Below are 22,434 nucleotides of genomic sequence, written 5' to 3'. Positions count from 1 at the left end.
CCGTTGTCGACCCGCCCTGCCCCGGCCTCCGTTCTCACGGGGGCTGCATACATTGTCGGGCATCGATATCTCGTCTCATCACTGGTTTCTGCTGATCGCGCGGCCGAACCGCGTGTTCAAGGCCGCATCGGCGCTGCAGGAACACGGGTTGGTTACCGCCCTGCCCTATGAGTGGCGTTCGCGCCGCCGCTCTCGCCACTGCAAGTCGGTGCGCCGCTTCCCGCAAGCCCATCTCGGCAGTTACCTGATCACCGGCTTTCCCACACTGACGCCGGCTTGGCGCTCCCTGTTCGAGGATCCGCAGCTCGAGCCGCTTCTGTCCGGGGTGGTAAGCGTCACCAGCGACGGACTTCCCAGCTTGGTGCGACCGACAGAGGTATTCCGTCAGCACATTCGCTACGGGGCCGACCTGTACGAGCTGCCGCCGAAAAGCATCATCGACGCGATCGACGACGATCACGAACTGGAGGCCGGCATGCTGGCCCGGGTCGGCCGCTGGCATGAGGGATGGTCACGCGGCGAACGGAAGTTCGACCCCGGCGCCTTCGTCGACAAGGTGGTGACCATCTCGGCAATCGACGGCGATATGGCTAGGGTGCTGCTGCCGATGTTTGGTGGCGAGCGCGAGGCTCGGGTGCCGGTAGATCACCTGCAGGCGGCATAGGACTAGATTAGATGACGGTCGCCCAACCTTCGAACTATGCTGGGCCAAACGGGGGGATGGCCGTGAGCAAGGAACTCGAAGACTTCATCGACACGTCGATCGTTGAATCGGCGAAGAAGGACTATCACCCGACCGCTTTCATCGGGATGAGGGAAAACCTGGGCACGGTGCCGGCGATCGTAAAGCTGGTCACGCAGGGCGACATCCAGTCGGGGTTCCGATCGCTGGAAAAGCTCGGCATGATCGATTGGACGATTGAGGCGGCGGTGCTGAAGTTCCCCAAGGACTTTCCGAACCGCGAGGTGCAAGCCGCCGCTGCCTGGCGCATCGATCAGGCGAAGGGCAAGAAATCCTGACCCCTGCCCTTGCCAAATCAGGAAGAAGTCACCTAAATAGCGGTATCGTGGTACCCACGTACCACATGCGCGGTGATCAGACGCCAGTCCAACACGGGACCGAGGCGCTGCCGGTTGGGGAGCAAAGGCACTCCCTCCCAAAAGCGAAGCTATGCCCTTTCGATTTCGCAGCGTAGAGCAGTCCGGTAGCTCGCAAGGTTCATACCCTTGAGGTCGTGGGATCGAAGCCCACCGCTGCAACCAAATCCCGCCTACCTTCTGGTTGTTTCCACCCGCAGCTAGGGCGCAAGCTCAGTGGCGGTAGGAGCGGCCTTCGCAGTGTCCCATAGCTTCTTTAGGGAGGCCGGATCTGCGAAGTCCGTCCAATTGCTGAACAACGGAACAGTCCCGCTCTCTTCCCACGCCAACCAAGTGGCGTCTGCAAGCGTAAGGCCCGAATATTCCTTCAAAGCAGCAATCGCGAACGATCGCGCCGAACGAAGCTTAGCGTCGTCGCTGTCGCTTCTCAGAAGCTGAAGAGCAATGTCAACCATCTGAATATCGAGCTTCCGCGTCTCGACTTTCTCAGTGACAGATGAACCCCACAGGCTGCCCCCGAATGAAGCAAGGGCAGCTACGATCGCTACTGCAATAGTTGGCACCCAACTGTCGGCCATCGCCTCCTCCTAGATTATGCCACCTCATCAGAGGCCAGCAACCAGTGCAATGGGGGAAGGCAGATGGTCACTTGTGGCAGGTGTCCGACTTCTCGATGCATGCGCCACCACAGGGCTTGCCCTTCTTGCAGGGCCAGTCTCCGCAACCGGCGACAGACCCAGTAAGGAATGTCAGCATGGTCACAAGCAACAACGCTTTCGCGATATTCATGATGTCCCCCTCGACACCATCTGAGCATTGCACAGCCGCTGCCGTTTGCGGTCTATAAAAGCACCGTGCTCGACCTAAAGGGCCTGTCCCTTCGCGCGCCGCCGCCACCAGAGCCGCTTGCGCCAAAGCCGAAGCCGACCCGGTACTACCTCGCCGGCACCGTGATCCGCCCTGCCCTACGCTCCCGCAACGGCGTTCAGTACCTAGTCTGTCGGTCCTGGTCCGCGTCGACCAAGAAAGCCGACCTCGAGGCGTTCAAGCAGTTCAAGCTCGAGATGCCTGAAGCTGGCATCGGGCACATCGTCACGGAAATGCGGGACCATCTGACGCTCATGGTCGGCGACCCGTCCCTGCTGTTCCGCAGTGCCGATCGCCTGCGGTCATTCAAAGCGACCCGACTGCCTCTCGTTCAGGATAGCTGGAGCGCTGGCCGAGTTGACGGGAGTTCCCCTAGTCGGCGCCTTCGCGCCACGGTACCTCTCCGGCGGTTCACACCCAAAAGAGTTCCGGGACATCCCGCCGCTCGAAATGATCCGCCGCCCTGACGGTCCGGTGCTCGTCGTCGACGACATCTCGACATCGGGCTTTCACATGGAAGAAGCGCTCGGCCGGCTGCGCGCAGAAGGCCTTGCAGCCATGGGCATCGTGATGGTGGCCGGCGCGGTCAAAGCAGCCTGATCGGAATGCCCTTGGCTTCGGCGCGGCGGATCGTGTCTTCAGTACCGCCCTTCCGATCGGGAGCGACAAACGCAACGACTTCGTCGGCATGGTCGACGATGAGCTGGTTGCGATCATGGTAGCGCCGGGAAGCTTCGCCGCGGTTGCGCACGCCGGCCAGGTCGGGCGCGAAGATCAGCGTTTCGAGACCACGCGCCTTCGCCGCTTCTTCGGCCCACAGATCGGGCCCTCTGGCATGGCCTGAAACCACGATGCAATCAGCCGGTAGCGAGGCCACGAGGGCCTGAACGTTCTCGGGGTCTGTCCGGCTTCTGGAGCCGACGATGGCAATGCGGCGCATGGTCCGAAGCATAGCAAGTATCGGAGTTGGTGAACATGCCCGCAGCCCACGAGCCTACCGATGAAGACCGCGAAATGGTTGAAGCCATGGCGGCGTTCGGGGTGCCGCAGGCGGACATCGCCATCCGTGTCTGCTGGTTCATTCGACGGCGGCACCATTGAAATCTACGGGGTGAAATAATGAGCCGCATCCACGTCATCACTGACGCAGCAACCGGCAAAATTACCCAAATTCCCTACACCGCCGAGGAAGAGGCGGCGGCCGACCTCGCCAACCAGCCGCCCCCCAGCGCGGTCAAGGCCGAGGCCGCCAGGCGCATCGACCTGATCATGAAGGATTACGAGCAGCGCAACGCCCTCGCGCTCGGGCAGGAGATGGTTCTGACCTACGGTCCCGACGCGACAAAATGGCCGGCTGACAAGCGGGCCACGCTGAGCGCCATGATGGGCAAATGGGCGGCGATCAAAGCCGTCCGCGTGCGGTCAAACGACATTGAAGCGATGAAGCCGATCCCGGCCGACTTCACCGACGACGAGCACTGGCAGTAGGCCACGCCATCATGACATCAGACGGCTGCACCGGCTTCTGGCCGCTCGAATGGCTATTCCCGCAGATCACCGCCTGCTGCTCGGTGCATGATGCCGGCGGCACTGACGGCACACTGCTCGACTGCCTGCAAACCGCGCTCCCGCCGTGGGCGTGGGCTATCGCGGCGCTCTGCGTCACGCTGATGATCCTGTTTCGACCGATCTACAACCTGATCAAGCGGGCCCTGCGCCGCCCCTAGACCTCGATCAAATGATGATGCCGCCGATCCACATCGCGGTCCAGACGCATGCCACTATCAGAACCGCCATGCCCAGCCAGGTGAGGACGGCCCAAACGCGGCCACGGCTTCCCTTGAGCATGCTTCTCCTCCTGCGCGTCGCTTGCACAACCCCTTGGAGACGGCTGAGCCGCTGCAGCCTTCAACTGAGCAGACCTTGCCCTTGTTTTGCTGTCGAGCGCCCATGCGACCTCGTCAATCCACGGCGCACTCGTAGCGCATCTTCGTTCCCCCCGTGAAGGGCGGCGAGATCAGGTGATGATGTCGGTGATCCACATTGCCGCCCAGGCGCTGGCCGCCAGCAGTGCCGACAGTGCCAACCACGCGACAATCATCCAGCCGACGCCGTAGCGTCCCCTGAGCATGTGAAGCCCTCGCCGCTCGGCAGCTGGCGGCGAGACATATAGCGCACCGAACGCGCCGCCTGACCATCCACTATCGGAGACCTGACATGAACCCCAACATCCCCCGCGGGGCGGCGATCCTTCTCGACTTCATCGCCGACCTCGAGACCAAACGCCAGGGTCAGGCAGCCTATGAGACCATCATCGGCTACCGCAACGAAAAGCCCGGCACGCTGCCGACCCGATCGAACTCCGACTCCTCCGCTTCGATCGTCATTCGGTCCTCTGGACGAGTTAGCGCGTCTTCGTACTACGTTGCCGGCGAGTGCAGTAGCTGGCGAGCCGGCTCATAGTCGTATCGCGAATTTGCGATCGGCGTACCAGCGGTTGCGAGCCGTTCTAGAGCGAACACTTTAGTACGCTTGTGCGCATTCTCGATCTAACGGCGCCGTAACGCCCACTCCGATAGATTGCACCGTCCATGCAATGCGGCGGACCTGACGTGCCCGGGGGCGCAGCCCCTGAAGTGGCTCCGGGCACTCAGATCAAATCTGCTACGCTACAGCCATGCAGGACTACGACCTTCCACAGATCGCGATTGACGAACTCATCAGACTGTCGAAACAGGTCGGCAGCCCGATCGAGGATCGGCCCGAGTCCCAGATCCTGTGGGATGAGCGGTTGGTGATGGGTGGGGAAAGAAGCGCGTTCACATCACGCAGCGGGGCAAGAGCAAGCTTCAGCGTCGTGGGCCTATTTCGGCGTCAGGCCCGGCCCGCGGAGCCTGAGGAGACGCCAAAGCGATGTCTGGCGCCTCACGGTCGTCGATGGTGGATATCTTAGAGGGGTTTCTTCGACGGCCCGCTGCTCACCGCAGTAATCGCCGCGAGTGCCTTCTCTTTATGCAGCGTCGGTTTCGAATAAATCTTCTTCATCCAGTATCTCCATTCCTAACCGGACGGAGGCTAAGTGGCTCTGCCGAATTGTCAAATCACGCTTCAGCCGTGACATACCATCCAGACGTCGCCATCGACCGAATTCGGCTCGTCGTCTTCCTCGAGCCCGAACCAGCCACGCCAATAGCTGAACGCTTTGCGCTGCCCGACGGGGTCGCCACTTGCGAAGGTCCAGCGCAGTAGCCCTGGCTCGGGGTGCTTGACCAGCGGCATCACCGATTCGTCGGAGGGTCTGAGACGTTCCAAAACTCCCGAGCCCCCGCAGGTAGGTTTGCCAGCACCCGGTCAAGGGCTTCCTCATCGATATGGCGACGCAGAACCTCGACAACGACCGGTATCGAGTTCGGCGGAGACAAGTTGTGATTGCGACGAAGAGCCTGCACTTCGCTGGCAAGCTGTGTACCGTCCGTAAACCCCGCAATGCGCTCAGCCGGAGTCCAGTCGGCAACGAAAATGGCCCGGACTATTGGCGGCAACACAGCGGCGAACGCGAGAACCTCCGCCGCGGACAATCGGCGCCTGAAGGCCAACAAAACGCCTTGCACGGTGGTGTAGGCTGGGTTGCGAGTAGTGAAGTCCAGCGCCTCCTTCGCTTCTGCGAGAATGGCCTCGAAATCCTCGCGGGCGCGCTGATATTCCATCGGTATTGTCATGATGCAATAACGCGGGGCCCCTCCCGTCGGTTCGATCGTCAGTGGCAATCGGAAGTCTGTGATCGGCAAAGGCTTGATCGCCAGTCTCTCTCACCGGACCTGCCCTTTCCGCTGGCGGCCCTATTGCGCAAGTATCCGATCGAGACGATCCAAGACGGCCCCTACGGCGACGAAAATCAGGCCACAGCCAGCGACCGCCAACCCCGGCGTAATCCGGCCAAGGTCACCGCCCAGCCGATGACATAGTAGAACATGCTCGTTGATCCATCCCCACGCTCCGGCGACAACCTCAACGGAGTCGCCGAGCATCCTCGTCCGTCTAGTATGATGCGACCCGAGCCGACCGCAATCCCTCGTGGCTTGCACACGCCTCAGACCGGCGCATAGCGTCATTAGCTCCAGATTGGAGCCGACCGATGCACGGGCATCCCGAAACCCCCTTTCCATTCCCGCCCCAAGGAGAAGCGTTCACCCCATTCCCCGAAAGAGTGCCGTGGGAGCAACCGATATGGACGCTGCCTTGGTGGTTAAGGGTGACGTGCTCTTGCCGACCCGGTTCCTCCGACTTGCCACTCCGCCTGCTCTCTGCCCAGGTCGGGTGGCGTCTCACGCTAAGACAGATCGTTCCTCGCCTTCGATGCAAACATTGCGGCGGGCACCCCGTCGAAGTGACCCTGGTCGATGACAGTAAGGGAGACGCTGGCCGGTACGGCGCACAAGAGAAGCGACACCGGTTGCTGTAGCGGGCCGTTCCTGCGTCGCCAGCAGCGATTTGAGCTATAGCTGGAGGCTAGGCTGCATCGGCAACCGGAGGGGATCGCCGCCTTCCGGCTCCCCGTTGAGCACCGGCAGCCATTTCAGTGGTTTCTCCGCCACGACAGTCAGTGATCCGTCCGGCAGCGGCCGTTGCAAGGCCTTTGCCTCGCTCCAAGGCGCCCGAAGCCACACGTCGAACTCTTCCCCGGTCGTGAGGATTACCGGCATGGCCTTCTCGTGAATCGGCTTCACGTCGGCATTAGGGTTGGTTGTGAAGAAGGCGAAAACCTCGTGATCCATCGGGCCTTCGTCCTTGCGGCGCGTACCATGCCAGGGCGTCCAGAGGCCGGCAAAGAACGAAATCGGAGCGTCCTCGCCGATCGCGAACCACGCCCAGCCGGTCTTGCCGTCATCGAGTTTGGTAGGCTCGGAAAAGCGGTTCCATGGAACGAGGCAGCGATGCTCAGGGCCAAGATAGCCCTTCCAATCCTCGAACCACGGATGCCTCACGTTTGTCGTACCCTTGTTGACCTTGTCGCTCGGTGGGTCCTTCAGCGAGGGTAGCCCCCACCGTGCAATGTTCATCACCCTCTGCTCGCCAGCCTGTTTGCAGATCGGCGCGAAATAGTCTGGGTAAACGCCATAGAGCGGCGGCAGATTGCGGTTGGCGCGCTCCCAGGTCGCGCGCAAGGCCTGCATGGCTTCTTCGTTCGTGGTGACGCTGTAGAGGTTGCACATGCGGGGCAGCCTATGAGGCTCATTATTGGTCGACAAGGCCGCTGAACTTGCCGCTGCCCTGACGTCCATTGCTGGCGCGGCAGCGCAAGTGAAACCTGAGACGGCGCCAGCAATCGCGCGCGGTCGCCCTCGTTACGAGCCGGGAGCAGTCCGCTGATCAGGCGGGTTGTTCCGCCAGTGGCATGCGGAAGGTGAAGCGCGTCTCCGTCGCGTCGGACGCCACGTCGAGCCGGCCGCCATGCGCCTTGGCGATCTGTGAGGCGATATAGAGCCCCAGGCCAAGACCCCGCACCCGCGAGTGCGGGTTGAAGCGGTAGAATGGCTGGAACAACTGCTGCATCGCCTCCTGCGGAATCGGCGGGCCGGCATTGGCCACCGAGAGCCGCAACTCCCCGCCATCGAGCAGCGCATCGACCTCGACCGGCTGATCTGTCGCCCCGTGGGTGATGGCATTGGCCAACAGGTTCGAGAACATCTGCGCCAGCCGGGCATGGTCCGCCACGACCTCGTCTGCGACGTCGAGGTTCAGCTCGATCTGGCGCTCCGGATAGCTGGTCTGCAACTCGCCAACCACCTGCTCGAGGGTCATGGCCAGCAGTTTGCTGCTGCGATCGAGCTGCAGCCCTCCGCCCAGCCGACCGCGGGCGAAATCCATCACGTTGTCGATCAGCCCGCTCATCCGCAGCACGCTGCCGCGGATCAGTCCGATCACCCGCTGCGACTTCTCGCTTTGCGGCTCGCGCATCAGCAGGTTCGTGCCGCCATCGATCGCCGCCAGCGGGTTGCGCAGATCGTGTCCGAGCACGGCGATGAACTGCTCGCGCAGTTCGGCCGCCTCGTGCTCGGCAAGCAGTTGGCCCTGCGACAGCCGGGACTGGGCCTGCGCTGTCTCGGTGGCGTCGACCAGCTCGCGTTCATAACGGCGGCGCTGGGTGGCCCGAAACACCGTCACCCGCGTGAACATCAGCCCGCCCTCGGCGTCGCGGCGCTCGGCCGCGTTGGCGAGGACGTGCAGCGGCTGACCATCGGCCTTGACCAGGTCGAGCGCCACTTCGTCGAAGAAGCCCTGCATGCGCAGCAGCGGGGCGAAATGCGTCTCATAAAAGATCTGGCCGGCAATGCTGAGCAGATCGCGCAGGCGCTTGCCGATGAGGTCGCCGGGCGCGATGCCGAGCCAACTCGACAGCGTCCTGTTGGACTTGACGATCCGCCCGTCGGGGCCGAGCGAGAGATAGCCGCAAGGGGCGTTCTCGTAGAGATCCTGCAGGTCTTCGACAGCCGGCCCGGTCATCGTTCAGAGGAAATCCCGGATCGCGGCGATGACCTCGGCGGGTGCGCTGAGGTTGGGGCAGTGGCCGGTTGCCTCGAGGATCTTCATCTCGCTGCCGGGGATGCTGTCGCGCACATAGGCGCCTACCGCCTCGGGTGCGATGATGTCGTCGCTGCACTGCAGGATCAACGTCCGTGCCGTCACCTTTGCCAGGTCAGCGCGATTGTCGGAGGTGAACGTGGTGCGGGCAAACTGCCGCGCGATCGCCGGATCGGTGCGACAGAAGCTGTTGGTCAGTTCCTCGCCCAGTTCCGGACGATCCGCATTGCCCATGATCGCCGGGGCCATGGCAGCCGACCAGCCCATGTGATTGTCAGCGAGCGACGCCAGCAGCTCTTCGATCTGCGCCGCAGTGAAGCCACCGTGGTAGCCCTCGGCGTCGACGTAGCGCGGCGAGGGGCCGACCAGCACGAGGCTCTCGAACATCTCGGGCGCCTTGAGCGAGGCGAGGACGCCGATCATGGCGCTGACCGAGTGGCCGACGAACACGCCGCCGCTGACCCCGAGCGCGCGTCCGATTTCAACCAGGTCGTCGGCATAGCCCTCGAGGCTCGAATACTTGCCGGCATCGTAAGCGGTCAAATCGGACTTGCCGGCGCCGACGTGATCGAACAGCACGGTCAGGTAATCGGCCTCGAAGGCCGGGGCGACGAGGCGCCACATGTTCTGGTCGCACCCGAAACCATGGCCAAACAGCATAGGCTTAACCCCCGCACCGGCGGTGACAACGTGGTTGCGGAAGATGACGCTCATTGAAGCTCCGGCTCGGGCGCTGACTGGGCGCTGTAGCTTTAACGCAGCAAAGCGGAAAAGGATCACACTTCGAACGCAAGCCATTGTGTTCGGGCGCCGGCCCGTGGGAGGGATCGATCGGGCCGGTCGGGAGTTGTCTGTCACTGCCCGAGAGTTTTTGTGATGATTGATGGCTCAGTGCTGATTGTCGAGGACGAAGCGCTGATCCGCATGGATATCGCTGACCAGCTCGAGCGCGAGGGGTTCGTGGTGTTCGAGGCTGCCAATGCCACAGAGGCGATCGCAGTGCTCGATGCGCAACCGAGCGTGCGCATCATGTTCACCGACATCGATATGCCGGGGAGCATGGATGGGTTGAAGCTCGCCGCTGCGGTGAGGGATCGTTTCCCGCCCATCGAGATCATCGTCACCTCGGGACACCGCAGCGTCGAACTGAGCGAACTGCCGGACCGCAGCATCTATTTCAGCAAGCCCTACCCGCATGCCGCAGTGATCGCGTCGATGCACCAGATGCTCAGCCGGGCGCGCTAGAGCCGCCGCAGCACCATGCAATCCAGCACCGCCCACAGGTGGATGCTGGCGCCCAACACCACGAAGCAGTGCCAGATCACGTTGTGGAAATGCAGCCGCTCCCACAGGTGGAAGACGATGCCCGACGAGTAGGCGACGCCACCCGCCACGATCAGCAGCAGCGTGCTCGCCGGCAGGACGCTCGCCAGCGACTGGAAGATCAGCACGCCGCTCCAGCCGATGCCCAGATACAGCACCAGCGCCAGGCGTCCGAAATGCTGTGGCACGATCAGCTTCAGCGCGATGCCGATCAATGCCGAGCTCCACACCGCAATCAGCATGATCGTGCCGGTCGGCGTATCGCCAAGCATGGCGAGCAGCGGCGTGTAGGTACCGGCAATGAGAAGAAAGATGGCGGCCTGGTCGAAGCGGGCCAGCACCCGCTTGAGTGGCGCCACCGGGGCAAGGTTGAAGGCGAGTGAGATGCTGAGCACCAGCAGCAGCGAGGCCACATAGACCGACAATGCCAGCGTCGCCTGCGACCCGGTGGCGACAACGAGGATGCTGCCCAGCCCGATCGCGACGAGCAATCCGACGACATGGACCACCCCGTCTCCGATCAGCTCCAGCCGGGAATACGGCTTGCCGCGATGCCACCAGGTGCGGTTGGGGTATGGCTTCAGGAAAATCATGGCGTGCCTCGCTTCAGCAGCTCAACGTCCGAAAGCGCGACGCGATCCATCATGCTGCACTTCAATGCAGGTGTCGGAGCAACTCGGCCCTGCCGGTCGGCCCATCCGCGCGACCGAGGATGTTCACGGCGCAAGGCTCGCGCCTGACGACGCCTGCGCCGCGATGACAACCGCGACTCCGGCAGCGCCGAACGTTCCCGCAATGTGCACATGTCACCAATTGCGCTCTCGGGCGTTGAGTAGGACCCGGGCGCTGTGCTCGCGAGGAGAAGTCGATGTCGATTGCGGATGATCTGGTGTTCTACAGCAGCGAAAATGGCGACCAATGGCTGTTGCTCGGAGGCCATGACGGCTCCACCGTGCGCCACCAGCCCAATGCCTCCTCAGGCGGCACTGCGCGCGATGTCCCGCTCGAAGATTACCTGCCGCGCGAACAGAACACCCCCCAAGGGCAGGCCCTGCGGACGCTGCTGCAGGCACATGGCCACATCTAGTCGTTCCTAAACCAGCTTCCCCAGCTGCTCCACCGCCGCGGCTATCGCCTTGGCCGTAGCCTCGAATTCCGCCACCTCCTCGGTGTCGAGCTCCTTGTCCCGCGCCAGCGCTTCGTCGGCGAGGTCGAGTTGCTTCAGCACTTCGGGGTCGTTGGCGACGATGCGGCGGGCGGCTTTGATGCCGGCGGCGGTTTCCTTGCGTTCGTCGGCGCGGCGGCCGATGCCGGCTTTCAGCCCGGCCTCGGCCTGTGCCAGCCCGTCGGTGACCAGCTTGCGGAAATCGTCGAAGACTTCAGCCTCGCTCGATACCGAGGCCGAGGGCTTGAAGCCGGGCGCGTCGGGCACGAACACCACCGTGCCGGGCTGCAGCTTGTCGAGGTCGAGATGCGGGTTGAGCCGCTTCAGCGTGTCGATCGCCGCCTCCGCCTTGCCGGGGCCGAGGCGCGCATTGAGCACTCGCTCGCCCAGGGCCTTGAGGTCGAGCTTTTCGCTGATGAGCATGGTGCGCATGACAAGCTCCTCTAAACGCGCAGGTTCAGGGCGTCCCACGGGCTGACGAGGCCGCCCTGGACGTTGATGTTGCCGCTGGTGATGTTGCCCAGCACTGCGGCGGTCTTGGGGTTGACGCCCGCGATCTGGATCGAGGTCTCGCCGCCCTGCACCCGGTTGCCGCTGACAATGGCAACCTGCGCGCGAAGGAACACCGCGGTGCCGGCGAGGCGGGCGACGACCCGGTTGTCGTTGAAGCTGATATCTCCCACCTGCACGCTGACCGCCGCCGAGCGGCCGCGCGAGTTGACCGTGTTGCCGTGGATCAGCCCCTCGGCGAAGACGACGCGGTCGTTCCCCGAGGCATCGGCCAGCACGGCGACAAAGGGCCGGCCCACCCCCAGCGTCAGGAGGCGCACCGCGTCGAGCCGCACCGTGGTCATGGTCGCGAGTTTGGAGAAGCCGCTCTTGGGGTCGATGTCGGCCACCACGATGCCGCTCCAGCTGCCGTCGGTGTCGGCCCCGTCCTTCAGCGCGTCGCGCTGCACCAGGTTGCTGGTGATGTTGAAGTCGGTGACCGGGGCGCCGAGCAGGATGCCGGCGGCACTGCCGATCAGCGCCCGGGGGCCCACCTCCATCACTTCGTTGCCGGCGATCTGCTGATGCAGGCCCCCCATGCTGAAGATGCCGGCCCGGAGGTCGGCACGCAGGATCCCCAGGCCGATACCGCGGAGGCTGTTATGGGCGACGGTGACGGTGTCCGACCGGGTGACGGCAATGCCGTAGACGAAATCGGCGATCTCGCGGCCGCGCGGACCGATATCGGTTAGGTGGTTGTTCTCGATCGAGATGGCGCCCGACCGGGCCTCGTCCGAGGTGATGATGCCATTGCCGCAGCGCTCGATGATGTTGAGCTTGATGATCAGGTCGCGCACCGGCATGCCGACGCGAATGCCGGCGCCGCCGAAGCCGGCGATCTGGTTGGCCAGGATCTGGCAGGCGCCGATGCCGTTGCGATCCGGCCCCGCGTTGAGAGACAGCGTCGCGCCTGCCGCACTGAACGGCTCGCCCAGACTGATGCCGATGCTGGCATCCGACGCATCGTCGGGGCCGGAGCGCACCAGCTTGTTGTCGGCAATCCAGGCGCCATCGAGCGTCGAGGCGATACCGCTGCCCTCTACCACGATGCTGTTGCTGCGGATATCGAGCGACGAGCCGGCGAGGCTGCGGCCGGTGGTGCCGATGCCGAGCCCCTCGGTGCCGATGACGTCGTTGCCCGAAATGCTGGTATCGAGCAGATGCCAGCTGCGCCGTCCGAGCAGGATCGCGGCCTGCCGGCTCCAGATCACATTGTCCTCGATGCGGAGCGCCGCCGGCAGCAGGAACGGCGCGGTGTCGCCCTCCTCTGCCGCCGCCGGATCGTTGGCAAGGATGCCGAACGCCGCAAATATCGCGTTATCGGTGATCGAGGCGCCGATGACGATGCCGGAGAGCGCGATGGCCGAAACACGCAGCCGCTGCGTGCCGGGCACGGCGAGCACCAGTTCGCGCAGGCGCAAACCCACTGCCCCATTGACGCTGATCGCCGGCCGGCCGCCGGCCGAAATCACCGCAAGGCTTTCGATGCCGCTGGCGAGGCAGTTGCGCATGATGAAGCCGCCGCCGGTGCCTTCGCGGCCGCCGGCGATGACCAGCGTCGCGGCACCATGGCCTCGTACCACCACGGAACGGAGGCCGTTCATCTGCACCGGTTCGCGCAGCGCATATTGGCCGGGGGCGAGACAGACCGTCCCGCCGGTCTGGGCGACGAGGTTCACCCCGTCCTGGATGGTGAAGCTGCCGCTCGCATGCGATTCCGGGGTGACGGCGGCGGTGCAGCACACATCGACATCGTCGTCGCTGCCGGCCGGTGGCCAGTGGGTGCGGCAGTCGGTGACGGTGCCGCCCGGCACATCCCAGAGGCCGAGCCGGGCGTAATGGTGATGGATGCCGCGCGGCGGGGCCCGATCGAGGATTTCGACCGAGGCATCGGTGGTGCGGGCGGCAAACACCCAGTAGTCGCCCGAGCGAAAGCCCTTGGCACCGGTCGAGGCGAAGGAGACGGTGACGCCGTTTTCGAGGATGAAGGTCGTCGCCGCCGCCGGTATGGCGATGACGCCGCTGCTGCCGGCATTGAGATCCTGGATCTGCGCCGGGTTGCCCGCGGCGTTGACCCGGAACACCAGGTTCGCCTGATCCCAGCGACGCACCCTGAGGTTGCGCCCGGCCGGGTCGGCGCCGGCCAGCGCGGCCGGCAAGGCGGTGCCGAACGTGATGCGGCGCGATGCGGCGACCACGGTGATTTTCCGCATCTCGCCGGGCAGTTGCGCGAACTCGCGCGCATCGTCGATGATCTCCACCCAGTCGCCGTTCTTGAACGACAGCACGTCGTCGCGGCCGAGACTTTCGAGCTCCAGCTCGGAGGCCGAGACGATGGCGGTGACGCGGCTGCCGACACTGGCATTCTCGCGCGACCACTTGAAGGTGGCGCCGCCGCCGGGGGTGCCGGCATCGTGGATTTCGACCCGGTAGAGCTGGTTCTCGAGCCCGCGATAGCCGCCGGTCGGGGGCAGCTCGCAGGGGTCGTTGGCCGGCGCGACATCGAAGGTGCCGGTGCTGAGGACGCCGGTCGAGGGCGCCGTCAGCGCGTCCCAGCCGAGCACATCGGCATCGGGCGTGGCGCAGGTGACGGAAGCCGGCTGGTTGTCGGCGAGGGTCCGCACCTGCCAGACGGTCTGGATCCGCGATGCGGTCTCGACGCCCACGGCGCTTTCGACCAGCTTGGGCTCCTCGAGGAACGTCACCTCGCGGTTCCACACATCGAGATAGACGAGGTGCCGCCCGGCGGTCGGCAGCGCCGGGGCCTGCGGCAGGTAGGGCTGCGCCGCGTAGCCGATCGCATTGGTGAACTGCGGCTCGGCCAGCAGCTCATCGAACATCCGCTGCGCCGGCAGCGTCGAGCGCGCCCCGTGGTTTTCGGCGAGGAGCCCATCGACATAGAGCCGCCCCTTGCCGATCTGCAGGGTGCCGCCGGCAGCGGTTATCTTGAAGGCATCGGGCGTGGTCGACGACACCGTCGAGCGGCCCAGCGTATCGCTGGCCAGCGCCCGCAGGCGGCGGTCGAGGATATCGGCAAGCTCGTTGGCGTCGGCATCCAGCAGAACGCCGCCCTGCTTCAGCGCGACGCCCGCATAATCCAGCAGGGGGTTTAGCCGAACCCTGGAAAAGTCGGTAGCCATGTGAACCCTCCAAATCAGCTGGCGAAAAACACCCCGGCCCGCAGCCCGAGGCGCAGATATTCATCAAGGCGGATACGCAGGTTGGTCTCGCGCTGCGGCTGCGAGAGCGAGCGCAGCACGCCCATCTCCCCCTCGTCCTCGGCGCCGGTGCGAATGGCGTGGTCGGTGGTGCCGCGCAGCTGCCCATAGGCCGGATCGCCATAGCGGAGCGAGGTGAACTCGAGCACCGGATCGGCCCCGCCATCCTCAGGCAGGCAGCGATAGCGGCGCGGCGTCACCGAGCCCGGCGTCACGTATGAAAAGCGCATGCAGCCCTCTTGCCGGCGTTCGGCCAGCACCGGGGCGCGGAAGCTGTCCGCGGCGGCGAGGCGCGCATGGAAAATGCAGTTGCTGGCAAGCTCGATCAGGCTGGCGTGGACTTTGCCGATGACGGTGCAATCGATCGCCACCAGTTGCGCGCCGGGGCCTCCCGCCACATCGCCGGCGAAGGCCGGGCTTTCCGGCGCCCCGGCATCGATGATGCATTGCGTCAGGCGAATATTGGCCTCGGCGGCCACCAGCACGGGGCCGGTGATGCACCGCTCGAGCGTGACCGTGGCGAACGGGTGCTCGACGACGAGGCTGGGTGCACCGGGCGAAACGGCGCTGCAATCGGGTTCGAGCGCAAGGCCAGGCACCAGCGTACAGTCGCGCAGCACCAGCGTCCGGGTCCGGGTGTCGGCGGCGGCAGCAAGGTGCAGCCGGCCGCCGGAGATGACGAGGCCCTCGAGCACCAGCTCTCCGCCGGCTGCGACCTCGAGTTCGATATCGCCGCTGGCCGCGATCAAGGGGCGCGCGGTCTTGGGCGCGGTCACCACCACCCGCCCGGTATTCGGCGCGCCCGGGCTATCGACCTTGAAGATCGGCGTTTCGGCATAGGTCAGGCAATCGCCGATGAGCACCTGGCCGCCCGGAGCGGCGAGATCGAGCGCCGCCTGCAGCCCTGCCCCGTTGCCGACCGCCTGCAGCGGCAGGCCGATGCCATCGGGCTGTCGCTCATAGAGCCCGCCGCCGATGGCGCTGGGGCTGCCATAGTGGAAGCTCGCGAGCAACGGGCCGTCGGCGGGCGCCCCGAGCAGCACGCGGCCGCGTTCGGGATCGACGCCGATCTCGCCGGCATTGACCGCGGCTTCGTGGTTCCATCCGATCACCGCCCCGCCGCCATCGAGGATATCGCTGAGGTCGCAGACCCGGATCTGGGTGACCGGCACGGGCTGCGGACCGGCTGCATCGGGGCGGAAAAACTGCAGGCTTTCGGCAACGCCATAATCATCGTCGACCACGCCAGGCGGATCGGTCGTCACCTGGGCCGCCTTGACGGCGAGGGCAAGCAGCCGCACCGAAAGCGGTTCGGGCACGTTGATCGGCTCCGACAGGTGGCTGATGTCCGGCTCGCGCTGCGCATTGCGGAACAGCCTGAGGTCGGCGCCGAGCGGATTGACGCGGAACTTCCGCCCGCTGGCGTCGCCAGGGTCGGGCGTCAGCGGCACTTCAGTGAGTTTGAGGGCCAAGAGCCGCCACAGGAAGATGCCGATATTGGGAATGTTGTAGCGACCCGAGCGGGTTTCCGGCTGGCGCATCGCCGCGGTATGCGCGAACGCCTCGAACGCCCCGCCTTCCTGCAACGAGGAGCGCAGGTCGCGCAGGTCGGCGGTGCCGCCGGCGCCCGGCCGGATGTGCTTCATGTACTGGGTGGCGCCAAGCAGCTGGAAATACTCGACCACATGCGCCGGCCAGCCGGTCACGTCGCTCGCCATCTGCTCGAGCATCAGCGCCGTGCCCTTGCGGCGGCGATAGGCGATGGTGTTGGCCACTTCGGCCCGGGGCGACGCCACGGCCGGCGCCACCCCGTGCAGAGGCTGGTAGCCGATGAGGTCGCCGATATAGGGCGCCACCCAATCGGCGCAGGTTTCGATGAACTGGTCGTCGTAGAGCTGCTCGATATTCTCCTCGAGCACGGCAAGCTCGGCCGCAAATGCCGACAGCAGGGCCCTCAGCGGTTCGCCCTGCTCGACGTCGCGCAGGCGATAGACGGCCGGCAGCAGTTGATAGAGCCGTTCGGTGGTGAGCGTGCTCATGGCATCTCCTCGAGCTGGTCGAATGGGCCCGGATGCAAGGTCAAGAGCTCGGCCGGCAGCGCCACTCCGTTTTCGACATGCATGCGCGAGGCGAGCAGCCGTACCTGCAGCGACGGCAGCGTCTGGGCCTGCGGCTGGGTGCCGCCATAGAGCCGGTTGAGATCGACCGCGATCACTCCGGGCACCGCCTGGGCCACCGCGACGATCTCCGACTGGTGTACCGGCTGGCCCAGCGCCCGCGCTTCGAACGAGAACTGCGCCCGCAGCGCCGCTTCCACCGCGGCGAGTACGACGCTCGCCTCCAGGGCCGGATCGCACTTTACCCGCAGCCCGACATGGAACGTGCTGGCCTCGTGGGCGAGCAATGTGACGGCGACACGCGGGTCGCCGCTGCCGGCGAGCGCCGTCGCGAGGTGCTGCCACACGGCGCTCGCCGCATTGAGCGCCGCGCCGCCGGGCGCTGCGATGGTGAGGCCGACCACCCGGCCGCCGCGCGTCTGCAGCACCTGGGCGCTCGCCTTGCCGATGCCGCTGAAGGCGCGGGCAAAATCCTCGTAGTCGAGCAGAGAGACCACCCGTCCGAGGGTGCGCGTCGTCTGCGGGATGGTGCCGCGCGCCGCCTCTGCCGGCTCGGGATCGGTGCCGCCGAGCGCCGGCAGCGGGTTGGTGACGCTCTTGAGGCCGAGCGGCCGGGTGAAGAGTTGTGTCAGCCGCTCGGCGTCGAGGTTGCCCGCCGCGCCAACACCCTTGCGATAGCTGGCGCGGATATTGTTGACCCCGCTGGGCAGCCGCGCGCCGGCAATGCCGTCGCCGAAACTGACGAATACGCTGCCTTTCTCGTCGGTGGCGAGGACATAGGCCGCTTCGTCCGCGGCCGCCCCGAACAGCGTGCTCCGCTCGCTCCAGGCAATGCCGCCCACCCGCACCACGAGTTCGGCCGCGGCGCCGGTCTCGTTATCGGCGGCGCGATAGGTCAAGGGCGCCTGCTTCAGCTCGAAGCGCTGGAAGGGCTCGCCGGCGCTGCCGCTGCCGAGGATCTGCGACACCGATTCCCCGTGCGATGCCGGCCCGACATTGGCGTAGACCACCACGCTGGCGCGCACCAGCTCGGCCGGCAGGGCGGGCGCGATCTCCAGTTCGGCAAAACCGCTGCCGGCCGGGTGCGCCACAACCAGCGTTGCCTGCACCACCACCGGCTGATTGTCGGAAACCCGGTTGCCCCTGACGATCAGCCGGCGCCCCGGTTCGAGCCCGTCGGGCGCCATGGCGACGGGGACGCGGTTGCCCGAGACCGGTGTGGTGACCGGCCGCTGCGCCAGCGGCAGCAGCTCGGATTTCCCGAACACCGAGGTCTCGCGCACGTTGCCGGCAAACTCCGCGAGGTTATCGCCGGCGAGCTCGAGCCGGCTCGCCTTGCCGGAAATGCCGAAGGCGGCGCGCGACACTTCGGATGTGCCGGTCACCTGGTAGAGTTCGACATAGGTGCCGCTGGGATAGTTCTCGTCCGGCCGGTTGAAGCCGCCCTTGGCGAGGACGACGAGGCTGCGGCGCGCGGGCGTGCCGGGATCATCGACGGCGATTTCCGGCTGCACCGTATCGAGGTCGACGGCTCCCGCCACCGGGCTGATGACGAAAGCCGGCCACTCGCCATTATCGGCGGCCTCGCCGCGATAGCGGTTCCGGAAACCGTCATCCATGGTGCGCCACAGGGGCGAGTTGTTGCCGAACACCCCGGTGCGCTTGCGCAGGGCATAGGCATGGGCCTTGGCCGCCGGGCTCGATTGCGGGAAGTGCGAGCCGAGCCCCCGCGCCCAGCTGACCCGGGTGCGGCCATTCGCGGCATCCGCCTCGACGCCGGTGACGAAACGCAGGTCCCAGGCATTGCTCAGGTTGTCGCCGAAATACTCGTCGCCGACCAGCAGCAGCGCATCGCCGGGCCTCAGGCCCGTAGCGACACCGCTGAGGAACAGCTCGCGTTCGTCGCGCGCCGGGAAATGCGTCTCCGCCAGCCACGGCCGGATGGCGTTCCATTCCGGTCGCGCATCGGCGATCGCTTCGCCGAGCTCGAAGCTCTGCGGCACCTCGTCCTGGCCGGGTATGCTCTGCACCCGAAGGCCGGCATCGAGCCGCACCGTGGCCGGCACGCCGGTGACGAAATTGCCCGGCTCCGGACTGAGTGATGCCGGCGCCACCGGCGGGGTTTCTAGCGCGAAGGCGAGCCAGGTCTCGGCGGCCACGCCGGGCCGCAGGCGGTAGCCGACGAGCTTGCCCATCTCCTGCAGCGACAGCCGCTCGGTCGCCGTCCTCAGGAACGACTCGTTGGCGAGCCGCTCCTGGTAGAAGGTCAGCACATCGGCTGCCATGGCGAAGGCATCGATCAGCGCAATGGTGAAATCGTCCTCGTCGCGCGAAAGTAGGCGCGACAGTGGAGATTCCGCGCCCGGCGGAAACGACGCCGGCACGTGCACGGACGATGACAGCGCGTTGCGGAGGCTCTCGCGGAACTGGCCGTATTCGCCCACCCGATAGCGGATGGCGGAAAGGCCGATGCGGTTGAACAGCGGCTGCGGCGTTTCGGGCTCGATGCCGCTGCAGCCGCAATCGGCGAGCCCCGGAGCGGCCGGCGGCGCGAATTTCAGTTGCGGAAGCGGTAGCGTCACTTGCCCCCTCCTGCGCTGATGCTGATCTGGCCGCGCTCGCGGAAATTCGGATCGTTCGCCAACTGGGCGATTTCGAGCCCGCCGATCTCGATGACGCCGGTGGCGAGCGATGTGGGGAACGGGTCGTCGAGGCGCTGGAAGGTGTCGATCCGCACCGACTCGACGCCCTCCACCGCCTGCGCCGCGGCAACGATGCTGCTGCGATAGGCCGGCTGGCCGAAGCTGAAATTGTCGGGGTGGAAAATGCCGCGCGAGCCACCGGGCAGGATGCCGCTCGACAGCACCTGGCTCACCGCCTGCACTACATCGGAGCGGAAGTAGTTGGGCAGCACACAGACGAACAGTTCGACCAGCAGCGGCACATAGCGCGGCGGCGCCACTTCGAGGTCGTAACCCGCCATGCGGAACCGCTCGAGCCCCCGGCGCAGGCTGTCCTGGAACGGCTTGTCGATGGCCGCGCCGCCATAACGGTCGGGCGTCACGAACACGGTGTGCCAGCTGCCGGTCCAGCGGAACGAGGCGGCGGCGCGCTGCACTTCGAGCGTGCGCTCGGCCGCCGCCCCGTAATCTGCCGCGGTGACCGCCCGCTCCTGCCGGCGGAACGCCTGCGGGGCATCGCGGCGCACCGCCTCGATATCTTCGGGGTCGACTCCACCGGCGGCCGGCAGCGGATTGCGCACCCCGTCGAACACCCCTGAGGTGGTGGTGACGATATGGGCGATCGCCTCGGCCCCGACATTGCCGGCCACGCCGTTGCCGATGCGGTAGCGGGCGACAAAGCTGGTGTCGGTATCGGGCCGCAGCCCGTGCGTGCCATCGCCGAAGCGCAGCCGCGCCCGGCCATCGTTCTCGACCTCGACGACGAAATGCGGGTCGCCGGCTTTGCTGGCGAGCAGGTCGCGCTGCGGGCGCCAGTCGGCCGCGCCGGGGGTGCTGTCGAGCGTCACCAGCGGCGTCGCATCGCGCGCCCCCAGCGCCAGCAGCGCCCGGGCCGGCCACCAGGCCGCCTTGCCGCCGGGCGCGATGGCGATCAGTTCGCCGAGCTCGAACCCATGCGACAGGGGCTGTTGCGTGAGACTCGGGCGGTAGCGCGCCGGCAGCAGTTCGGGGGCGTGCGCGGCCGCCTCGCCCGCGCCGCAACCGCAATCGGCGCCGGCAATCTGGATGGTCGGCCCCGGCACGATGCCGAGGTCTTCGCCTTCAATACTGCGGCCATGGTCGGCCAGCACCACATTGCCGCGCGCCACGCTGATTTCGAGCACGGGATCTTCAACCACCGAGATGCAGACCGGGAACGGCAGCGCATCGGCGGCATCCCAGCTGACCTCGGTCACATCGACCGCGCCGGGCACGGGCGTTGCTTCGAACAGCCGGCCGGAAGGATCTTCGAGGTCCGTCACGCTGGTAAGCCGGACGACGCAGCGATGCGTGCGGTCCCTGTCCTTGGCTTCGCGCGTCGTCGGGCTCGTCACTTCCTCCAGGATCAGGAAGCTGCCGGGGGTGAGAATGCCCTCGAGGTGGCCGACAAGCGTCGCGCTGGTCGCGCCGGCCGGCAGGCTGCAGCCTTCATCGCCCCAGGTATAGAACCTGAGCCGGTTGAGCCGCTCGTCGAGCAGCGCGTCGTGGCTCGTCTCGAACATCTGCGCCCCGCCGGCCAGCGCGTCGGCCAGCCCCTGGCTGTCGGGCGCGACCGCCACCGGCAGGCGCGGAACGCGGGTCAGCAGCGGCGTCGACGCCGGCAGCGGCACCGCGAGGCCGGCGATGTCGAAATGGACGAATGCGCGGGCGTTGCAGCCCTCGTGCATGAAGTAATCGACCAGCCGCGCATGCCGCCGGACCGAGACGCGCCGCCGCGCCGTGGCGAGGTAGGCCTCGCTTGCCACCGCATCCTGGCGGTAGGAGAGGTTGTCGGCGGCATAGGCCAGCAGTTCGACCAGGGCGATGCCGATATCGGCCGGCGACCGCTCGACCCAGCCCGGGCTCTGGAGGCTCATCCGGTCGAGCATCAGTCGCCGGAAACCCTGATAATCCTTCGCGAGGTAGTCGATCACCGGCGTGACATGCGGCTTGGGAGTGCAGGTGCCATCCGGCCGGCAGTCGAAATCGTCCTCGCACTCGACCTTGAACGAAAAGGTCACCGACGAGAGCACCGGATCAAAGCCCGGCGGCGGTTCGTCGCTGTCGGAATCGAGCCTGAGCTTCAGCTGATAGGGTGAGTGGTCGCCCGAGTTGTCGGTGCGGATCACCAGGGTCAGCGGCCGCGCGGCGGCCTCGATCGTATCGACGAGGCCAGGCTCGGCTGCTGCCGGCAGCGCGTCGGCGAGGCCGAACCAGACGATGCCGATATTGCGGATGCGCTCGCCGCCGACGATCGCCAGCTGGTCGGGGTTGAGCGCCGCGCCGGGCCGCAGCAGGCGAACGAACAGGGTTTGCTGGCGCGGCACGCCCGGGGGGGCGTCGCGGTCCAGTACTTCGAGGAAATCGATGGCGTTGTCGGTGCCGTTGGTGCGCAGCACATCGAGCCGGCGCGCCTTGGAGCAGGTGAACTTCATGGCGTGCCTCCCGGAGCGGTGAAGCTCTCGGTGCGGCTGATCTGGTCGGCGGGAATGGCGTAGCTCACCACCACGCGCAGCGTGCCGTCCTCGCTCTCGACCTCCACCGCCTGCACTGTGATGAGATCGGCGAGATAGAGCTGCAGCGCCCCCTGCACCAGCATCTGCACCGCCGCGGCGAGGGCCGTGCTGTTGGGCTCGAACACCAAAGCGAGGAGACCGGCGCCGAAATCGGGGCGCATGACGCGCTCGCCCGGCGCGGTGAACAGCACCTGCTCGATCAGGTCGCGGATATGGTCCTCGCGCGCCGCGGTGGCGGTGCGCCCGAGCGGGGATAAATCATACGGGAAATCGACATTGGTCAGTTGCACGGCCCCCTCC

23 protein-coding genes and 1 tRNA gene are annotated in these 22,434 nt (G+C 66.1%); 10 read left to right on the top strand and 14 right to left on the bottom strand.

What is annotated here, in order from left to right; genetic code table 11:
• The first annotated feature begins 52 nt into the window (after positions 1 to 52).
• The 3 genes from VGV07_RS22345 to VGV07_RS22335 all read left to right on the top strand — a co-directional run bounded on the left by VGV07_RS22345 (position 53) and on the right by VGV07_RS22335 (position 1,263).
• Positions 53 to 664 (top strand): hypothetical protein, encoded by a 612-nt coding sequence (locus VGV07_RS22345; protein WP_326870952.1) that lies wholly within the window; start codon positions 53 to 55, stop codon positions 662 to 664.
• A 62-nt stretch (positions 665 to 726) separates the two neighbouring features.
• Positions 727 to 1,020, top strand: a complete 294-nt coding sequence (locus VGV07_RS22340; protein ID WP_326870951.1) for a hypothetical protein — start codon at positions 727 to 729, stop codon at positions 1,018 to 1,020.
• A gap of 166 nt (positions 1,021 to 1,186) precedes the next feature.
• Positions 1,187 to 1,263: transfer RNA gene (locus VGV07_RS22335), tRNA-Met, on the top strand.
• A 35-nt stretch (positions 1,264 to 1,298) separates the two neighbouring features.
• Here VGV07_RS22335 and VGV07_RS22330 read toward each other — a convergent pair.
• Positions 1,299 to 1,676 carry a hypothetical protein gene (locus tag VGV07_RS22330; RefSeq protein ID WP_326870950.1) on the bottom strand — a complete coding sequence of 126 codons (378 nt, stop codon included), beginning with the start codon at positions 1,674 to 1,676 and terminating at the stop codon, positions 1,299 to 1,301.
• Positions 1,677 to 2,322: 646 nt separating this feature from the next.
• Here VGV07_RS22330 and VGV07_RS22325 point away from each other — a divergent pair.
• The gene (locus VGV07_RS22325; protein ID WP_326870949.1) at positions 2,323 to 2,565 is read left to right on the top strand and encodes a hypothetical protein; all 243 of its coding nucleotides are present in this window, start codon (positions 2,323 to 2,325) and stop codon (positions 2,563 to 2,565) included.
• Here VGV07_RS22325 and VGV07_RS22320 read toward each other — a convergent pair.
• Entirely contained in the window at positions 2,552 to 2,905 is a 354-nt protein-coding gene (locus tag VGV07_RS22320) for a hypothetical protein (protein WP_326870948.1), read from the bottom strand. The two genes, VGV07_RS22325 and VGV07_RS22320, sit on opposite strands and share 14 nt — an antisense overlap.
• Positions 2,906 to 2,940: 35 nt before the next feature.
• On the opposite strand from VGV07_RS22320, the gene VGV07_RS22315 reads away from it, so the two are divergent.
• The 4 genes from VGV07_RS22315 (at position 2,941) to VGV07_RS22300 (ending at position 4,428) form a co-directional block, all read left to right on the top strand.
• On the top strand, positions 2,941 to 3,066 hold the full coding sequence (locus VGV07_RS22315; RefSeq protein WP_326870947.1) for a hypothetical protein: 126 nt from the start codon (positions 2,941 to 2,943) through the stop codon (positions 3,064 to 3,066).
• 18 nt (positions 3,067 to 3,084) lie between these two features.
• Positions 3,085 to 3,453, top strand: a complete 369-nt coding sequence (locus VGV07_RS22310) for a hypothetical protein (protein WP_326870946.1) — start codon at positions 3,085 to 3,087, stop codon at positions 3,451 to 3,453.
• An 11-nt stretch (positions 3,454 to 3,464) separates the two neighbouring features.
• A complete protein-coding gene (locus VGV07_RS22305) occupies positions 3,465 to 3,692 on the top strand; it encodes a hypothetical protein (protein ID WP_326870945.1) in 228 nt (75 codons plus the stop codon).
• Between the two features lie 490 nt (positions 3,693 to 4,182).
• Positions 4,183 to 4,428 carry a hypothetical protein gene (locus VGV07_RS22300; protein WP_326870944.1) on the top strand — a complete coding sequence of 82 codons (246 nt, stop codon included), beginning with the start codon at positions 4,183 to 4,185 and terminating at the stop codon, positions 4,426 to 4,428.
• 645 nt (positions 4,429 to 5,073) lie between these two features.
• Here VGV07_RS22300 and VGV07_RS22295 read toward each other — a convergent pair.
• The 5 genes from VGV07_RS22295 to VGV07_RS22275 all read right to left on the bottom strand — a co-directional run bounded on the left by VGV07_RS22295 (position 5,074) and on the right by VGV07_RS22275 (position 9,261).
• Positions 5,074 to 5,244, bottom strand: a complete 171-nt coding sequence (locus tag VGV07_RS22295) for a hypothetical protein (RefSeq protein WP_326870943.1) — start codon at positions 5,242 to 5,244, stop codon at positions 5,074 to 5,076.
• Positions 5,244 to 5,672 (bottom strand): DUF2267 domain-containing protein, encoded by a 429-nt coding sequence (locus VGV07_RS22290; protein ID WP_326870942.1) that lies wholly within the window; start codon positions 5,670 to 5,672, stop codon positions 5,244 to 5,246. The genes VGV07_RS22295 and VGV07_RS22290 overlap by 1 nt, the downstream gene beginning before the upstream one ends.
• A 789-nt stretch (positions 5,673 to 6,461) precedes the next feature.
• Positions 6,462 to 7,178, bottom strand: a complete 717-nt coding sequence (locus tag VGV07_RS22285; RefSeq protein ID WP_326870941.1) for an SOS response-associated peptidase — start codon at positions 7,176 to 7,178, stop codon at positions 6,462 to 6,464.
• Between the two features lie 157 nt (positions 7,179 to 7,335).
• Entirely contained in the window at positions 7,336 to 8,469 is a 1,134-nt protein-coding gene (locus tag VGV07_RS22280; RefSeq protein ID WP_326870940.1) for a PAS domain-containing sensor histidine kinase, read from the bottom strand.
• 3 nt (positions 8,470 to 8,472) lie between these two features.
• Positions 8,473 to 9,261, bottom strand: a complete 789-nt coding sequence (locus VGV07_RS22275; protein ID WP_326870939.1) for an alpha/beta hydrolase — start codon at positions 9,259 to 9,261, stop codon at positions 8,473 to 8,475.
• Between the two features lie 162 nt (positions 9,262 to 9,423).
• Here VGV07_RS22275 and VGV07_RS22270 point away from each other — a divergent pair, with 162 nt between their 5' ends.
• A complete protein-coding gene (locus VGV07_RS22270; RefSeq protein WP_326870938.1) occupies positions 9,424 to 9,792 on the top strand; it encodes a response regulator transcription factor in 369 nt (122 codons plus the stop codon).
• Here the strand turns inward: VGV07_RS22270 and trhA are convergent.
• On the bottom strand, positions 9,789 to 10,463 hold the full coding sequence (gene trhA, locus VGV07_RS22265; RefSeq protein WP_326870937.1) for a PAQR family membrane homeostasis protein TrhA: 675 nt from the start codon (positions 10,461 to 10,463) through the stop codon (positions 9,789 to 9,791). The two genes, VGV07_RS22270 and trhA, sit on opposite strands and share 4 nt — an antisense overlap.
• Positions 10,464 to 10,738: 275 nt before the next feature.
• Here trhA and VGV07_RS22260 point away from each other — a divergent pair, with 275 nt between their 5' ends.
• Positions 10,739 to 10,957: a hypothetical protein gene (locus VGV07_RS22260; RefSeq protein ID WP_326870936.1), complete on the top strand. Its 219-nt coding sequence runs from the start codon at positions 10,739 to 10,741 to the stop codon at positions 10,955 to 10,957.
• Between the two features lie 6 nt (positions 10,958 to 10,963).
• Here the strand turns inward: VGV07_RS22260 and VGV07_RS22255 are convergent, their stop codons facing one another.
• Genes VGV07_RS22255 through VGV07_RS22230 form a run of 6 tightly spaced genes read right to left on the bottom strand, consistent with a single transcriptional unit; the run spans position 10,964 to position 22,424 of the window.
• The gene (locus VGV07_RS22255; RefSeq protein ID WP_326870935.1) at positions 10,964 to 11,467 is read right to left on the bottom strand and encodes a hypothetical protein; all 504 of its coding nucleotides are present in this window, start codon (positions 11,465 to 11,467) and stop codon (positions 10,964 to 10,966) included.
• Positions 11,468 to 11,478: 11 nt separating this feature from the next.
• Positions 11,479 to 14,724: a DUF6519 domain-containing protein gene (locus VGV07_RS22250; protein ID WP_326870934.1), complete on the bottom strand. Its 3,246-nt coding sequence runs from the start codon at positions 14,722 to 14,724 to the stop codon at positions 11,479 to 11,481.
• Positions 14,725 to 14,738: 14 nt separating this feature from the next.
• Positions 14,739 to 16,841 carry a hypothetical protein gene (locus tag VGV07_RS22245; RefSeq protein ID WP_326870933.1) on the bottom strand — a complete coding sequence of 701 codons (2,103 nt, stop codon included), beginning with the start codon at positions 16,839 to 16,841 and terminating at the stop codon, positions 14,739 to 14,741.
• The gene (locus VGV07_RS22240) at positions 16,838 to 19,501 is read right to left on the bottom strand and encodes a putative baseplate assembly protein (protein ID WP_326870932.1); all 2,664 of its coding nucleotides are present in this window, start codon (positions 19,499 to 19,501) and stop codon (positions 16,838 to 16,840) included. The genes VGV07_RS22245 and VGV07_RS22240 overlap by 4 nt, the downstream gene beginning before the upstream one ends.
• Positions 19,498 to 22,053, bottom strand: coding sequence for a putative baseplate assembly protein (locus tag VGV07_RS22235; protein ID WP_326870931.1), 2,556 nt, complete (start codon positions 22,051 to 22,053; stop codon positions 19,498 to 19,500). The genes VGV07_RS22240 and VGV07_RS22235 overlap by 4 nt, the downstream gene beginning before the upstream one ends.
• Positions 22,050 to 22,424, bottom strand: coding sequence for a GPW/gp25 family protein (locus VGV07_RS22230; protein ID WP_326870930.1), 375 nt, complete (start codon positions 22,422 to 22,424; stop codon positions 22,050 to 22,052). The genes VGV07_RS22235 and VGV07_RS22230 overlap by 4 nt, the downstream gene beginning before the upstream one ends.
• Positions 22,425 to 22,434: the final 10 nt, after the last annotated feature.

This window comes from Devosia sp., assembly GCF_035944845.1.
Taxonomy (GTDB): domain Bacteria; phylum Pseudomonadota; class Alphaproteobacteria; order Rhizobiales; family Devosiaceae; genus Devosia_A.
The sequence above is the reverse complement of the archived record's forward strand: the minus strand, read 5'-3'. Positions and strand labels throughout refer to the sequence as shown.

What these genes read in the sequence shown, in the direction of transcription:
- VGV07_RS22330 (WP_326870950.1), bottom strand. Translation starts at nt 1,676, where the DNA reads ATGGCCGACAGTTGGGTGCCAACTATTGCAGTAGCGATCGTAGCTGCC.
- VGV07_RS22320 (WP_326870948.1), bottom strand. Translation starts at nt 2,905, where the DNA reads ATGCGCCGCATTGCCATCGTCGGCTCCAGAAGCCGGACAGACCCCGAG.
- VGV07_RS22315 (WP_326870947.1), top strand. Translation starts at nt 2,941, where the DNA reads ATGCCCGCAGCCCACGAGCCTACCGATGAAGACCGCGAAATGGTTGAA.
- VGV07_RS22310 (WP_326870946.1), top strand. Translation starts at nt 3,085, where the DNA reads ATGAGCCGCATCCACGTCATCACTGACGCAGCAACCGGCAAAATTACC.
- VGV07_RS22305 (WP_326870945.1), top strand. Translation starts at nt 3,465, where the DNA reads ATGACATCAGACGGCTGCACCGGCTTCTGGCCGCTCGAATGGCTATTC.
- VGV07_RS22300 (WP_326870944.1), top strand. Translation starts at nt 4,183, where the DNA reads ATGAACCCCAACATCCCCCGCGGGGCGGCGATCCTTCTCGACTTCATC.
- VGV07_RS22295 (WP_326870943.1), bottom strand. Translation starts at nt 5,244, where the DNA reads ATGCCGCTGGTCAAGCACCCCGAGCCAGGGCTACTGCGCTGGACCTTC.
- VGV07_RS22290 (WP_326870942.1), bottom strand. Translation starts at nt 5,672, where the DNA reads ATGGAATATCAGCGCGCCCGCGAGGATTTCGAGGCCATTCTCGCAGAA.
- VGV07_RS22285 (WP_326870941.1), bottom strand. Translation starts at nt 7,178, where the DNA reads ATGTGCAACCTCTACAGCGTCACCACGAACGAAGAAGCCATGCAGGCC.
- VGV07_RS22280 (WP_326870940.1), bottom strand. Translation starts at nt 8,469, where the DNA reads ATGACCGGGCCGGCTGTCGAAGACCTGCAGGATCTCTACGAGAACGCC.
- VGV07_RS22275 (WP_326870939.1), bottom strand. Translation starts at nt 9,261, where the DNA reads ATGAGCGTCATCTTCCGCAACCACGTTGTCACCGCCGGTGCGGGGGTT.
- VGV07_RS22270 (WP_326870938.1), top strand. Translation starts at nt 9,424, where the DNA reads ATGATTGATGGCTCAGTGCTGATTGTCGAGGACGAAGCGCTGATCCGC.
- trhA (WP_326870937.1), bottom strand. Translation starts at nt 10,463, where the DNA reads ATGATTTTCCTGAAGCCATACCCCAACCGCACCTGGTGGCATCGCGGC.
- VGV07_RS22260 (WP_326870936.1), top strand. Translation starts at nt 10,739, where the DNA reads ATGTCGATTGCGGATGATCTGGTGTTCTACAGCAGCGAAAATGGCGAC.
- VGV07_RS22255 (WP_326870935.1), bottom strand. Translation starts at nt 11,467, where the DNA reads ATGCGCACCATGCTCATCAGCGAAAAGCTCGACCTCAAGGCCCTGGGC.
- VGV07_RS22250 (WP_326870934.1), bottom strand. Translation starts at nt 14,724, where the DNA reads ATGGCTACCGACTTTTCCAGGGTTCGGCTAAACCCCCTGCTGGATTAT.
- VGV07_RS22245 (WP_326870933.1), bottom strand. Translation starts at nt 16,841, where the DNA reads ATGAGCACGCTCACCACCGAACGGCTCTATCAACTGCTGCCGGCCGTC.
- VGV07_RS22235 (WP_326870931.1), bottom strand. Translation starts at nt 22,053, where the DNA reads ATGAAGTTCACCTGCTCCAAGGCGCGCCGGCTCGATGTGCTGCGCACC.